Consider the following 15,053-nt stretch of genomic DNA (forward strand, 5'->3'; position numbering starts at 1 on the left):
CATGGCTACGATACAATCGGCTGTATTAAACTTATAAGAGACAAGGCTCTGATCATGCGCGCAACCTCACTCAATCTTGGCCTGCTGATGTGCGCCATCCCGTTCGTCTGCGCGGCCCAGCGCAATCCGGAGCTGCCGTCACAGCAGGCTCCGGAACAGGTGCGCGCCAACCTGGCCGGTTCTGCGGTGCTGGCCCCCGACGACGTGCGCGCGTTGGCCGCCGCGCCGGCCGGCTTCGCGGAGGTGCAGCCCGGTGTCGCGCAGGGAAGGGTGGAAGAATTCAGCTACGACTCGGCCGTCACCGGCACGCGGCGCAAGGCCAACGTTTACCTGCCGGCCGGCTATTCGGGGCAGCGCCGCTATCCGGTGCTTTACCTGCTGCACGGTATCGCCGGCAACCACGAGGAGTGGCGCGGCTATGTGCACGCGCACACCATCCTCGACAACCTGATCGCCGCCGGCAAGGCGGTGCCGATGATCGTCGTGATGCCCAACGGCCGCGCGCTGGCAGACGACAATCCGCCGCCCGCCGGCCGCATGTTCACGCCCGCGCACGTGGAAGGTTTCACCCGATTCGAACCGGAACTGCTGGCGTCCCTGATCCCGGCCATCGACCGCAGCTATCCGACCCGCGCCGAGCGCGGCCAGCGCGCGATCGCCGGACTGTCGATGGGCGGAGGGCAGGCGCTGAACATCGGCCTCGGCCATCTTGATACCTTCGCCTGGATAGCAGGCTTCTCGTCCGCGCCCAACACCCGAGCGAGCGAGGTGCTGCTGCCCGAACCTGCGCAGGTACGCCGCCAGCTGCAGCTGCTGTATCTTTCGTGCGGAAACAAGGACGGGCTGATCGGCGTGTCCCAGACACTGCATCGCTACCTGAAGCAGCACGACGTCCCGCATGTGTGGAATGTGGATGAATACGGCCACGACCGCGAAAGCTGGGCCGATAATCTGTACAACTTCGCCCAGCGCGTCTTTCAGCCTGCGGCAGATTGATGCGTGGGCGCCGGTGTGCAACGGTGTCGCAGTGACAGACGGCATGACATGCTGTACATTGCGAGACCTGACGACTGCCGCCGCACCTGCGCCCGGCGGGGTCGCCGCCGTCCGACCATTCAACTGTAATCTATATGCACGCTTTATATTCAAAGGCACTGTTTCGGCTGGTCCTGCTTCTCGGTATGAGCATCCTGGTCGGGTATCTGTGCGTCATCCGCAGCTATCACCGCGTCGCCTTGTTTGAGCAAGAAGATTTTTCCTGGCAGTTGCGCACGCACAGCACCCACGACGCGACGACCCACCTGAACGCGAGAGTCGATGCCGCGCGCCTGATCATGGAATATGTCCTGTCAGGCAGCGATCCCCATGCCTATGTATCAAGCGGCCTGCTTTTCACAGATCGCAACGGCAAACCGGCACTGTTCGACTGGTCCAGGTTCGACAAGATCAGTTTCGAGGCACGCTGCTTCCCCGCCGGCACCATCCGGGTCGGCCTGGCCACCTTCGACGACAAGCTGTCCAAACCGGATGTGCTGATGACCTACCGCTCGCCAACGGCATACATCAACTGCAATCAGGACGGGGCCCGCGCCGAACTCGACCTGGCGCATTTGACGATTCCGGAATGGTGGGTCGACATGAACAAGCTCAACCCATCCGATCTGGGCTACTCGCTGGCCAAGGTCGCGCAGATCGAAGTCGGCACCAGCAACGCCAGCCGCTTCGGCACCCCGTCGCGTATCGAAATCGCGGGAATCGAAATGCACGAGCGGAAATACGGCTACCTGTATTTTCTGGCCGCGTTCCTGATACTGGCCTGGGCCGGTTTCGGGTTCTGGTTCGTCAAGCAGTGCGCGGCGGCCCTGGCCAACGACCTGCACGCGCGGATGCAGAAAGACCTGCCGCTGGTGGCGTACCAGCAGCTGACGCTGGAACCGCACCGGGAAAGGGAGAAATCCGCCATTTTGAGATTGCTGGCGACGCGTTATGCGGATCCGGAACTGGATCTGGAAACCGTGGTGTCGGAAACCGGCGTCAACCGCAATAAAGTCAACGACATATTGAAGGCTGAAATGGGGTACACCTTCATCGGTTACCTGAACAAGCTCAGATTGACCGAAGCATCGCGCCTGTTGGTGGAAAACACCAGCGCCAGTATTGCGGAAATCGCCTATTCGGTCGGGTACAAGAATTCCTCGTATTTCAATAAGCTCTTCAAGGAAGAATACGAGTGCACGCCCAAGGCATTCCGGGAAGTGTGCAAAAAAGAGGCGCGGGAGCCGGCGCCATAAAGCCCATATTTCGCCGGCCGCGCTGAGCGCGGCAGCGTGCATTCACCGTCTGGTTGCATAGGCCAGCTCCCCATCTGGCATCCCTCGCTCCGTCTCCCCCCGACGATTACGAGCGCCGCGACAACTCCTGAATATCCAATGAAAGGTGCCGTATTGCGCGATGCCGGCACAGCCCTGCCAGCAGCACAAGCACGCCGGCAACACCCAGCGAAATAGCGCGAATGATGAAGATATTACAAGGGTGCAGATAATCGCATTGATACTGCACTTCCTTGCATCCGACGCGCGGCGACGGCGACGCGGCCACTGGCGCACTGGGAGCGGGCGGCTCGAACAGCCGAACTTTAAAGCGCTCAATAGCAAAATCTGCACGAGCACCGATAACGGCCGTGCAGAATTTTCGCCCGAGGCCGACATGGCAGGCGGAGGCGCATTTTGACCCGTATTTTCGCCGCAATTTTTGGGATAGACTCGGCCCGTTTGCAGGACAGGCGGGCCTGTTCTCCGTCCTGCAAGCGAAAGCCAAACGGTCCTGGACAGCATGGCCGAAAATAAAATGAAGGAGACATCAGCGTAGTGAAGCGCAGCGCACTGGCGCAGGCGCTTCCACATCTTCCATGCCCATACCGGCGGCACGCGCCAGCGACCGCGCCCCTGCGTAACAGGCACGCCTTGCAAGGCAGGGCTGCCAACCCTTTATCGCAGGGCTAAGTCACACCTCACGTCCTGCGCACGCCGGTGCCAAGGCGGAAGTGAATTTCACCTTGTCAGCGGCTAGCCGGTGACAGGCAACTTGCAGTAGACGCAACAGAGAGGAAGCATAAATCATGAGGGGACAACAAAAAATGAGATTCCAGCTTACGGCTGTCGGACTGGCCTGCGCCACGCTACTGGCGGGCTGCGGAGGCGGTGGCGGTGGCAAAGGAAACGACGCCGGGATGGCGCAATCAGTTTCCTTCCCGTTCCCGGGCGGGTCGAAGGTAGCTGTTCCGCCGGCCGTCGCGACCATCACGCTGAAGGCCACGGCCAGTTCCGGCGGGCCGATTACCTACGTGTCGAACACGCCGGCCACCTGCAGCGTCAGCGGCGACACGCTGTCGCTGCTGAAATCGGGCGAATGCTCGGTGAACGCCAACCAGGCTGGTGGGGATGGCTACGCCGCGGCCACGGCGCGCCAGCTTTTCGTCGTACCCAAGAATGATCAGGGTATTTGGCGCTTCGCCAACCCGGGAACGCAGCCCGTGGGGGCATCGGTGCAGGTGACACCAGCTTCCACCGCGGGTTCCTTAACCGACTTCCCCATCAGCATTACCACCAGCTCGCCCACAGTGTGCTCGGTTACCGGAACCACGTTGAAAATGCTCGCCGATGGGCTGTGCGTCGTCACCGCCACCCAGGCCGGCAGCGACTTCTTTAACGAGGCTACGCTGACCAAGACCATTCCGGTCGGCGCCGCGGAAGGACCCGCGCTGACTTTCACAGGCGGCTACAGGCCAACCGATTCCTGGCGCACCGCGGAGGCCGGAAAAATCGAAGGGTACTCCTCGTCAGGCGCCCAAAACACCGTGGCCGATGACGGCAGCACCTTCACGTTCCGCATGGACAAGCGTTCGAGCGCCGCTGGTTTCGGCGGCTATTACGGTCTCAGGTTTTACGCCGCCACCCTGGAAAATCTTGTCGCAGGCGCCAACACGCTTGCCGGTGTGCGGATCGATTCCCAGAAGGCGATCAAGTTCAATATGCTGATGAACCCCGAAATGATCACCGCGCAAAAGACCGAGCTCAGAGTCTGGCTGTATCTCGGCCACTACGCCAACAACTGCAACGTGGTTCTGGAGAAATTCATGACACCGGTGTTTTCGCCGTCCGTGCAGGGCTTGCAGGAGCAAAGTGTCGATCTCAAGTCGTTCACAGTCCAGAGTAGTTGCGGCCTGTCCAACCTCGACGTCTGGGACGAGCTGCAGAACTATCCGATCGCCAAGCTCGAGTTCAACGTGCCGGGTATCAACGATCAGGTGCCAACAGCGGGGACCGACATCTACACGACCAGCGTGACGATGGGGAAAATCACCTTCAAGTGACCGCGCACGACCATTTACCGTCCCCGCGTGGCGCGGCGGACAGCCAAAGCAACTACAAGAGTTCAAGAGGACAGAGACAATGAGGACAATCGGAACAATCACCAAGCGGAAACCGTTGCGGATGACCGCGCTGGCGCTCGCGGCGGCGCAGCTCGCGGCGCTGTACAGCGGCGCCGCGCAGGCGCAAACGGCACCTTCGGCGCCGGCCGCCAAGGACGAGGAAGTCGTGAGCGTGGTCGTCAACGGCCAGCGCGAAGCGATGAAGTCGGCCGCCAAGCTCAAGCAGAATGCCGAGGAGGTCGTCGACGGCGTCGTCGCCGAAGAGGCCGGCAAGCTGCCCGACAAGTCGATCACCGAGGTGCTGCAGCGCATCGTCGGCGTGACGATGGACCGCAACCGCTCGCGCGGCGACCCGGAGCATTTCTCGGTCGAGGGTTCCGGCATTTCGGTGCGCGGCCTGACCTGGGGTTCGTCCACGTTGAACGGCCGCGAATCGTTCTCGGCCGGCTGGCCGGGACGCGAATTGAGCTGGGGCGACATTCCGGCCGAGCTGATGTCCGCCGTGGTCGTGCACAAGAACCCGCCTGCCGAGTTGATCGAGGGCGGCGTCAGCGGCCAGGTCGACTTGCGCACCGCGCTGCCGTTCGACTACAAGGGCGATAAATTCGCGGCCTCGACCTACGTGAACTATAACGAGCTCGGCAAGCAAACCTCGCCCGCACTCTCGGGTCTGGTCTCGAAACGCTGGGAAAACGACTTCGGCCAGTGGGGTGCGCTGTTCAACTTGTCCGCCAACCAGACCAATTCCCACAACGACACGGTGCAAGTTGACGCCTACTTTCCGCGCACCGACATCGTCGCCGGACAAACCGTGTGGGTGCCCAAATCGGCCTCGTGGCGCACCAACCTCGGCACGAACGACCGCGTCGGCGTCTATGCCGCGCTGCAGTGGAAGAAGGGGGGAGCCACGTCCGCGCTGACCTATTTCCACTCCGGCTACAAGGAAACCGGCACCGAGAACGCCCTGTACACGGGCGTGGAGAACCCCTACAAGTCCAAGCTCATCGACCCTGTGTTCGACAGCAAGGGCATCCTGCAGTCGGCCAGGTACACCTATCCGATCGGCGGCGCGGGCGCGAATAATTTCGTGGACGGCGGACTGGGTTTCAATACCAACCAAACCTATTTCGACAGGCGCTCGCAGACCCGCGAGATCGCCTGGAACACCAAGTGGACCATCGACGAGCGCTGGTCGGTCCAGAACGACCTGCAATGGGTCCATGCCACCAACAAGACCGAGAGCGAAAACATGACTCTGGCCACCTTCGTGCCGAGCATGAATATCGACCTGAGCAAACATGTCGGCGAGATCACCTTCGACGACAAGGCGCAAGCGTTCCTGCGCAATCCGGCCAACTACTACCTGCAGATGTTGGGGCCGGAAAGGACCAAGGCGGACGCCGACCTGTATGCGTGGAAGGGCGACGTGCGTTTCAAGTTCGACCATCCGATCATGCGCGATGTGCGCTTCGGCGTGCGCGCGACCAGGCGCACGGCGAACCACATCGACGCGACCGGCTCCATGTGGTACAACGTCGCCCGGCCATGGGAAGTCAGGAATTCGTCCACGCCGGGGCAGCCGGCCGCCACGACGGACGAACCGACCTGGGCGGGCCGCGCCAATTTCACTTACCTGAGCGATCCGAGGGTCGCAGCCCTGGTACCGACCAGCCTCTACACCTTCAACAACTTCTTCAACGGCAAGATCCCCACCCCGGGCGCCCTGGTGGTGCCGAGCCTCGCCGCGGTCAAGGACTACCCCAACGCCTACGTGGCGGCGGCGAATCCGATCATGAAGATTCAATGCGAACAGGGCAACGCGCAGTCAAATACCAACAACGACTGCTCGAAGATAGTCGACCCCTTCATGCCGCTTGTCTACGACGGCGATCCGTCCAAAACCTCCCGCCAGTCGGAGACAACGCAGGCCGCCTACGTGATGACGCGCTTCGGCTTCGACGACCTGCGTTTCCCGGTCGAGGGCAGCGCCGGCGTGCGCGTGGTCCACACCGATACGAAGGCCCAGGGCTACACCGTGTTCCTGCCGACATACGGCAACGGCTATTTGCCGGAGGTGCCGCGGTTTGGACAGATCAACGCGCCGATCGTCGAAGGCCGCAGCGCCGTCGACGTGCTGCCGAGTCTTAACCTGAAGATGGAATTCACCCCCGAGCTGCAAGCGCGCTTCGCGTTCGCCAAGTCGATGTATCGGCCGAGCTTTCAAGACCTGAGGGAGTACATCAAGCTGTACCAGCAGGTCAATGTCGACCAACCCACCGGCACCGTGACGGCCGTCAACTACCGCGGGGATGACCAAGGCAACGTCCACATGAAGCCCACCAAGGCCAACAGTTTTGACACGACGCTCGAATGGTATCCGGGCAACGGCACCTCGCTGACGGGCGCTCTTTTCTACAAGCAAGTGCGTGACATCATCTTGCGCTCGGCCTATACCCGCGACTACAACGACCTGGCCGGCAACCCGCAAACCTTCCTGATCACCGCGCCGGACAATGCGGCGGACGGCAAGGTGGCCGGACTGGAGCTCGCCGGCCAAGCCTACTTCAATAATGTGCCGGCGTTGGCGCAGCTGTTGCCGGAATGGACCAAGGGCTTCGGCGTATCGGCGAACTACACCTACATCAAGAGCAGCCAGACACTGCACCATCCGTTCAATATGAAGTACTGCCCGTCCTCCGGATCGTTCAACAACGATTCCTTGAGCTTGTATGGCTGCGACACCAATGGCATGCCGTTCACCGATATGCCCTTGCAGTATTTGTCGAAGAACGCCTACAACCTCATGGTCTTTTACGACAAGGGACCGATGTCGATGCGCCTGGCCTACAGCTGGCGCAGTCGCTTCCTGCAGGGGGTGAACGTCAATGGCACGTCGGACCCCAACGGCAGCGCCACCAGTGCCGATCCGACCCGGGCCACGGTTGTCGATGGCAAGACCGTCTATCCACAGGACGTGGCCTGGGGTTTGCCGACGTGGCAGGAAGCGGCCGGACAGCTGGACTTCGGGTTCGACTATCGGTTCAACGACCATATCCAGGCCAGTTTCAACGCAAGCAACATCCTGGATACCGTCGTTAAACAGACCCAGCAGCAGGGTATCGGCAACATGACCCGTTCCTGGTTCGAGCCGGGCCGCAGTTATCGCCTGGCGCTGCGTTACACGTACTAAGCCCCGAGATCAGGTCCGTCGCCACTCAGGCGCGGCGGACCTTCCTTCGTCTCCTGTCGCTGTGCCGGCAGTTTCAGGGGCGGCTTCGGCCGCCCCTTTTTTTATATGGGTGGTCCATGTCTGACAAAGCTATTCGAACCATCGTCATCGTCGGCGGCGGCGCGGCCGGGTGGATGACGGCCACCGCGCTGGCCACCGCGCTCAAAGGCGGCGCCAGCGTCGAGCTGGTCGAGTCGGAGGAGATCGGCATTGTCGGCGTGGGGGAGGCGACCTTTCCTTCGATCCGCGAGTTCCACCGCCTGCTCGGCATTGACGAGGCCGAGTTCCTGCGCGCCACCAACGGCAGCTACAAGCTGGGCATCCAGTTTTGCGACTGGCGCGCGCGCGGCGACAGCTATTTCCACACCTTCGGCGATTTCGGCGAACTGAGCGGGTCCCACGCGGTGTGGGGCCAGTACCGGCGGCTGGGCGAGGCCGGCCTTGGGGCGCTGGGCGAGCAATGCCTGTCAAGCGTGATGGCCAGCCAGGGCCGCTTCGCGCGGCCGGGAGAAGCCGACCGCTACGATTACGCCTACCACTTCGACGCCGCGCTCTACGCCGCCTTCCTGCGCAAGCTGGGGGAGCGGCGCGGCGTGCGCCGCACCGAGGGGCGCATCGTCGACGTGGCGCGGCGCGCCGACGGCGGCGTCGACCGGCTCACCCTGGCCGATGGGCGCGTGGTGGCCGGCGACCTGTACATCGATTGCTCCGGCTTCGCGTCGCTGCTGCTGGGGCGCACGCTGGGCGAGCCGTTTGTCGACTTCAGCCACTGGCTGCCGGTGGACCGGGCCTGGGCCTGTCCGACCAAACTGATAGGGACCGAACTGACGCCGTACACGCGCGCCACCGCGCTGGAGGCGGGCTGGGCTTGGCGGATTCCGCTGCAAAACCGCACCGGCAACGGCCACGTGTTCGCCAGCCGCTACATCGACGAGGAGCGCGCGCGCGAGCAGTTGCTGCAACAGCTGGACGGCCCGCCGCTGGCCGAACCGCGCCTGTTGCGCTTCCAGACCGGCCACCGCGCACGCGCCTGGGTGCACAACGTGGTCGCCCTGGGCCTGGCGGGGGGCTTCCTGGAACCGCTCGAGTCGACCAGCATCTTCCTGGTCCAGAGGGCCATGGGGCGGCTGATCGATTTGCTGCTGGCGGGCGCGCCGTTCACCGAGGAGGTGAAGGCCGGCTACAACGGCGAAGTAGGGCTGCAGTTCGCGCGCGTGCGCGATTTCATCATCATGCACTACTGCCTGAGCGCGCGCCGCGACAGCGCGCTGTGGCGCGCGATGGCAAGCATGGAGCTGCCCGGCACCCTGGCCTTCAAGCTGCACGCCTGGCGCCAGGCGGGCGCGCTGCACCAGTACGACCTGGAGGGCTTCGACGCGACCAGCTGGCTGGCGATCCATGCCGGCATGGGCCATTGGCCCGAGCGCGCCGACCCTACGCTGGGCGACGTCGAGCGCGCGGTGGCGCTGCGGGCATTGCAGTGGCGCCGCGAATGCATCGCCACCGCCGTGGCGGCCATGCCCAGACACGACGCCTACCTGCGCGGGATGCTGGGGCGCTGAGTCCTTTGGCTCGGGCGGTCAGCGCGCGCCGCCGCTTTGCCCGATCCGATAGTAGTCAAAGTCGACACGGCCGCCGGCGGTCTTGGTCGAATAATAGAACAGGGCGTAGCGGTAACCCATGAAGTGCGGGAAGGTGTAGACCAGGCGCGAGGGACGACCGATGGGGGTCCAGGATTTGCCGTCGAGGCTGTAGGAGAAGCGGGCGACTTCTGGCGCAGACTGGAATTCGCATTCGACCTTGAGGTGAACGGTTTTGCCAGAGAGGGGAATGGAGGCGATCTCCTCGGGCTGGTCGGAGTCGGCGCTCACCATGACGAGGGATCTGGCGCCGTCGCTCATCTTTACGCCGACAAAACCATACTTTTTCTGGAATGCGGCCAGGCCGGCCCAGTCGCCGTCTTTCATGCCGCTCACGTCGATGCTGGTGGTGGCGGAACTGTCGGGGCCAAAGGTGCGCTGGGTGAGGGTATTCCTGGCCTCGGGCAGCGTGGCATCGACCCGGCTGGTGACCAAGCTCAGGTAGCCCGGGCGCTTGCTGAGCGACCAGTTGCGCGGCTCGGGATTGTGATTCCATTGCCAGGCGAGGGGCAGGGCGCGGGCGCCGGGCCGGCGCTCGAATTCGTCGGAGGCGACGATGCCGGAGGCGCCGGAAGCGCCCTGGCGGCCTGCGGGGAGATCGAGCGTCATGGGCACCTCGCCGTCCTTGCCGAGCACGGGCCAGCCGTCCTTCCAGGTCACGGGAACGAGGTAGGGGATGCGGCCAACGGCGCCGTTGTCCTTGAACAGATAGGCATACCATTTGCCGTCCGGGGTGTCGATGAGGCCGCCCTGGGCGATGCCGCGGTCATCGAGTGCGATGCGCCCCTCGTAGGGACCGTCGATTTTGTCGGCGCGGTGGACGATGACGGTGCGGGACCAGCGGGTCTTGGGCGAGGCGATGTTGAAGAGGTAGTAGCGGCCGTTGATCTTGGAAAGCTGCGAGCCCTCGGCTTTGAGCCCGCCCTGGTCGGCGCCAAAGAGGGCGTTGACGTCTTCGATGATGACCTTGTTCACGCCGCCAGGCTTGAATCCGGAGAGGTCGGGTTGCAGCTCGATGAGCGAGATGCGACCGCCCCCGAAAACCATGTAAACACGACCGTCGTCGTCGAAAAACAGGCTGTGGTCGCCCAGCGCAGGCTCGAAACTCGTCTCTTTCCACGGGCCGCGCTCGGGATGCCGCGTGGCGTAGATGTGGGTGCGTCCTCCGGCGGTGGCGGAGAAAGTCGAGGCATAGAACATGCCGTCGTGGTAACGCAGGCTGCTGGCCCAGGAGCCCTCGCCGTAAGCGCTCTTGCCGTTTTCGAGGCGGAAGGCTTCGTTGTCGGCCAGTGTGTCATAGGCGTAGGAGGCCATGCTCCAGTTGACCAGGTCGGTCGACTTCATGATCGGCAGGCCCGGGCTCATGTGCATCGTCGTGCTGCTCATGTAGTAGGTTTTGCCTACGCGGATGACTGCGATGTCCGGGACGTCGGCCCAGATCAGGGGATTATGGGCACGGTTCGCCCGTGCCGCCGGAACGGGCTGGGACAGATCGCGCTCGGCAAATTGCCAGTAGTCGAACTTGAACAGTTCTTCGCCGGCCGCACCGCGGAACACGAAGAAGACATCCTGGACGCCGGAGGCGGCGGAGACCGGTGCAGACTGCGGCTTCCATTGGCCGCCGGTTCCCGCGACCGGCAGCGTGCCGATCAGCTGGCCGTCGAGTTTGCCCAGACGAATCTCGATCTTCGCTCCGGTGGCCGCCTTCGCCTTGGCCGTGCTGGAGAGGCTGGCCATGAAGGCGCGCGCGCCGGTCGCGCCGAAATCGACATTTCGCACTTCGATGTAGGCGCCGTCGTGGATGTCGCGCACGTTCTGGCCGCCGGCGCTGCTGGGCTCGATTTTGACACCGGAAGACCAGGCGATGGTCTCGGCCTCCACCCGCTTGTAGGGATCGAGCGTGGCGACCGGCGCCGGTCCTTCCCTGGTCGGCCGCACCGTGGGGACCGAGCCGTCCGGGTTGAACTTCAACTCGTCGACGGACACGGAACGCTTGAAGCCGTCGCCTCCCGTAAGCGCGGCGTTGTGGTAGAAGAGGTAGGTCTTGCCCTTGTAATCCACCACGCCCGGATGGTTGGTGAAGGCGCTTTGCGGTGGCATGACGACGCCGCCGTAAGTCCACGGGCCTTCGGGTGTCGGGCCGGTGGAGTAGGCGAGATGCTCGGGGATGGGACCGGCGGCAAAAAACAGGTAATTGAGATTGGCGCGTTGATACAGCCAGGGGCCCTCCTCGTAGGATGTGCCGCGCAGAGCCGGCTTCGGCAGCGTCACGCCCTGGGTGTCCGGAGGGTTGCGTTCGCCCAGGGCCTTGACCGTCATCGGATGGCGAATGATGCCATTGTCCCCGACGCTGGTGTCGTAGGAAATCATGTCCTTGTTCAGCTTCACCGACCACAGATTGGGATTGCCCCAGGCGAGATAGGCCTGGCCCTTGTCGTCGATGTAGACGGTCGGATCGATGCTGTCGTAGAGGCCGCCGGCGTGGCCGGCGATCAGCGGTTTTTTGAGCGGATCGGTGTAGGGGCCGAGGGGATTGTCGGCCACCAGCACGCCTATGCCCCGTCCTTGCACCGGGGCGTAGAGATACCATTTGCCATCCCTCTCGATCACCTGGGGAGCCCAGGCGCCGTTGTCAAAACCGTCCCAGCCGGAGATCTCCCTGGCGGCCCAGGGAAAATCCCGGAGGGAGGCGATCGCGCCGTGCTGGGTCCAGTTGACCATGTCCGTCGTCGTGGAGAGCACCCAGTTCTTCATGTTGAAATTGTTCTTTTCCCCGACATCTTCGTCGTGGCTGGAAAACAGGTAGAGCGTACCCTGATGGACCATAGGGGCCGGATCGGCGGTATACATCGTTTGAATAACCGGGTTGAGCGCGAATGACACGGCGGGCAGCGCAGCCAACATGGACGAGAGAACGAGGGCGGAGCGGGTTGTTTTTTTCATGAGGGGCTTTATGGAGCTTATTGAATAATTGCTCGCTTGATGGTGACGGAGCCTGCTGATCCAACGAATTGGATACCTACCGCCTCCGCATTCTGGACGCTAAAATCCGAACAGGTGAATTCTGTATCCTGACCTGCAACCAGCTCCTTATTGGCAGTCCAGCACTTCCACTCAGAAGCAGCCCAACCGGCGGAGTAGGTATAGAACTGGAACAAGGCATCCATCCCGCCATTTCGATCTGCAACAAACGCCTGATCAAAATTAAGCACCACTTTCAAGGTTTTGCCACTCCAATTGACTGGATTGGCGAAAGTATAGGCAGCGGCCGCCCCCGCCTGGTTGAGGGTAAGTCCCATGTACGCAGTTGAACTACTATTTGTGGCACCGGCACTCAAGGTCCAACTATTGGGGCGGTTACTCAATCCAAGGGCTTTGCCAGCGCCTACCAACATTGCATCCAGTACTTGTGGATCCCCCACGGCCGGAGTCGTACGGTCAAACAGCAGGCCTTCAGCCATCCCGATCTCCCAGGCGACTGGCAAGAGGCCGTTTGCAAGCGCCGACTTGGTGACATATTGATAGAAATGCTCCCGCGAAGCGAGATGCAGGTCAAGGTCAGCGCAAATTGACTGGTTACGCTTCATCGCGGCAAACTCCCCCAACATCACCGGAATCCCCTGGTCGACAAATTTTGTTTTCATTTTGGCGAACTGCGCATCGGTATAAGCCTCTTCCATCAGCGGAAGCCGTCCCGGCGAGTTGCGATAAGTATCGGTAGTCGAATGGTAGCCGTCACCCCAGTAACAATGCATCTGCGACCAGTCAGTATCTTCTCCCAGGTTCGAAAAAGCCCCTGGGTAATAATGAATTTCCATCATCTGGCGACCGGCTACAGGGTCGGAAGGCATGCCATTCCAATCATTGAAAGTCATGTCGATGTCGGTTCTCAGGCCTTGGAGCACCACCACGCGATAAGCGTTTCTACCGCCCGTCGAACGAACCGCATCGACAAATGTTTGATGATAGCTGTCGAGAACCCTTACCTGGTCTGGAAAGATAGCATCGGGCTCGTTGGCGCTGGCAAACAAGACATGCTCGTCAAAGTCGCGCAGCTTCGTGGCAATTTGCTGCCAGTAAGCCTTCTGTTTGGCGTTTACAGCGACTTTGCTTGCTTCGTTAACATGCCTCTCCAGCCAACCGCCGTCCCAATGGATGTTAACGATCGCGTAGAGCCCATTATCCACCGCATACTGCACCACTTGCTTCACGCGGTCGAGCCAGGCGTCGCTAATTTTTCCAGTCGTCTGGTCGGCATACTGATCCCAGGATACCGGGATCCGAATCGCGTCAAAACCGCTGTCCTTTACCAATTTTATGTAAGCGGCGGAGACCATCGGATTGCCCCAGCAAGTCTCTGACGCCGGGCTGCAACCATAAGCGTCCATGGTGTTTCCAATGTTAGTTCCCAGCTTTATTTTGGCAGCCAACTGTACGGCGTTACTGCTCATACCGGTCGCATTCGGGGCAATTGGATTGGTGTTGTAGTCCGGGTAAGCCGTGATCGCAAAGGACTGCGTGGTTTGTGCGCCGCAGCTGTTGGTATAGACCGCTGTTGCTGTACAGCTAGCATTTGGCGTTACGAATTGTTCGCGTGAAGAACCCGATGTTCCACAGCCACTCCATGACCAGGACCCGCCGTTGATCGGTTGCGGCCCAAATGCGATCTGGTTTCCGGTATTAATCGCTGCAGCTGCCGTTATATTCCAGGCGCCGGACGAATAAATATAGGGCGTTACCGTGGTTGGATCGCAGGTCTGCGCCTGCACGCTCGCAACGCTTCCTGACAGAGTCATAAAAAGGGACGTAATGACTAAACTTTTTTTATTCATTTCAATGATCTCCTCATTATTAGTATTAGGGGCTGTCCCGCAATCCGGCGGAGTCTATCCCAAATATCGCGGCGAAAATACGGGCCAAAATGCGCCGCCGCCTGCCATGACGGCGTCGGGCAAAAAATCTGCACGACCGGTGTTGATCCTCGTGCAGATTTTGCTATTGCTGGCTTTAAAAGGACGCTGTTCGATCCGGCCGCCACCTGTGCGCCACCTGTGCGCCGGCGACGCGGCACGCCGGATGCAATGAAGTGCAGTATCAATGCGATTATCTGCACCTTGTAATATCTTCACCATTCGCGCTATTTCGGAACGTATCTCCGTTGCCCTTTTGCCGATCACTCCTTCGGCTGGATCTGCGGCAGCGTGCCGGCCGGCGGCCGTCCTATCAGGTTGCGCGGCACGTAGCTGTAATCGGCCGCGCCGGGTTTTTTCCACGCAAGCATCAATGCGAGATCTGGGCCCGGGCCCTGGAAGTAGCGCACACGGAAATTGCGCAAGCCTTTCTCCAGCTTGATCCTGGTCGCCACCGGTGTGGGGGCATGGATGCCATCGTTGTCGATCACGTTTTCATCGTCGATGCTGAGCACCGCGCCATCATCGGCCAACAGCATCAGTTCCCACGTGGCGGCTTCCACGATATTGACGGTGAAGCGAATATCCATCCCGAACCATTCGACCGTCGAGCCCAGGCCGGGAAAGCCTTCGCGGAAGGAGCGCGGCGTGATATCGAGTTGGGCCAGGCAAACGCGCTTGACCGGCTTACGCCGGCGCATTTCGGACACCGATTGGCTGCCGACATTGAGACGATATACGTCGGCGACCATATGCCGATCCGACCCTTCGGCGCATTCTTCGAACAGCTTGGGGGCCGCGCTGGCCACGGCCGTCTTCGCGGACGGATTGGGGTCCGGGGC

At 61.7% G+C, this 15,053-nt stretch carries 9 protein-coding genes; 6 read left to right on the forward strand and 3 right to left on the reverse strand.

Annotated elements, in window-relative coordinates; all coding sequences use genetic code 11:
• Positions 1-54: 54 nt before the first annotated feature.
• The 5 genes from ACCD07_RS26610 to ACCD07_RS26630 all read left to right on the forward strand — a co-directional run bounded on the left by ACCD07_RS26610 (position 55) and on the right by ACCD07_RS26630 (position 9,223).
• A complete protein-coding gene (locus tag ACCD07_RS26610; RefSeq protein WP_413449081.1) occupies positions 55-996 on the forward strand; it encodes an alpha/beta hydrolase in 942 nt (313 codons plus the stop codon).
• A gap of 185 nt (positions 997-1,181) precedes the next feature.
• Entirely contained in the window at positions 1,182-2,291 is a 1,110-nt protein-coding gene (locus ACCD07_RS26615; protein ID WP_176650907.1) for a helix-turn-helix transcriptional regulator, read from the forward strand.
• 827 nt (positions 2,292-3,118) lie between these two features.
• Positions 3,119-4,372, forward strand: coding sequence for a hypothetical protein (locus ACCD07_RS26620; RefSeq protein ID WP_413449082.1), 1,254 nt, complete (start codon positions 3,119-3,121; stop codon positions 4,370-4,372).
• A gap of 79 nt (positions 4,373-4,451) precedes the next feature.
• On the forward strand, positions 4,452-7,622 hold the full coding sequence (locus tag ACCD07_RS26625; protein WP_413449083.1) for a TonB-dependent receptor: 3,171 nt from the start codon (positions 4,452-4,454) through the stop codon (positions 7,620-7,622).
• A gap of 116 nt (positions 7,623-7,738) precedes the next feature.
• The gene (locus tag ACCD07_RS26630) at positions 7,739-9,223 is read left to right on the forward strand and encodes a tryptophan halogenase family protein (RefSeq protein WP_413449084.1); all 1,485 of its coding nucleotides are present in this window, start codon (positions 7,739-7,741) and stop codon (positions 9,221-9,223) included.
• 18 nt (positions 9,224-9,241) lie between these two features.
• Here ACCD07_RS26630 and ACCD07_RS26635 read toward each other — a convergent pair whose 3' ends face one another.
• Positions 9,242-12,244, reverse strand: a complete 3,003-nt coding sequence (locus ACCD07_RS26635; protein ID WP_413449085.1) for a family 43 glycosylhydrolase — start codon at positions 12,242-12,244, stop codon at positions 9,242-9,244.
• Between the two features lie 17 nt (positions 12,245-12,261).
• Complete coding sequence (locus tag ACCD07_RS26640) at positions 12,262-14,133, reverse strand: cellulase family glycosylhydrolase (RefSeq protein ID WP_413449086.1); 1,872 nt, start codon at positions 14,131-14,133, stop codon at positions 12,262-12,264.
• Here ACCD07_RS26640 and ACCD07_RS26645 point away from each other — a divergent pair.
• Positions 14,111-14,386 carry a hypothetical protein gene (locus ACCD07_RS26645; protein WP_176650912.1) on the forward strand — a complete coding sequence of 92 codons (276 nt, stop codon included), beginning with the start codon at positions 14,111-14,113 and terminating at the stop codon, positions 14,384-14,386. The two genes, ACCD07_RS26640 and ACCD07_RS26645, sit on opposite strands and share 23 nt — an antisense overlap.
• Positions 14,387-14,474: 88 nt before the next feature.
• Here the strand turns inward: ACCD07_RS26645 and ACCD07_RS26650 are convergent.
• On the reverse strand, positions 14,475-15,053 hold a 579-nt coding region (locus ACCD07_RS26650), incomplete at its 5' end, for a PA14 domain-containing protein (RefSeq protein WP_413449087.1).

It is taken from the genome of Duganella sp. Dugasp56 (genome assembly GCF_047304105.1).
Lineage (GTDB): Bacteria > Pseudomonadota > Gammaproteobacteria > Burkholderiales > Burkholderiaceae_D > Rugamonas > Rugamonas hordei.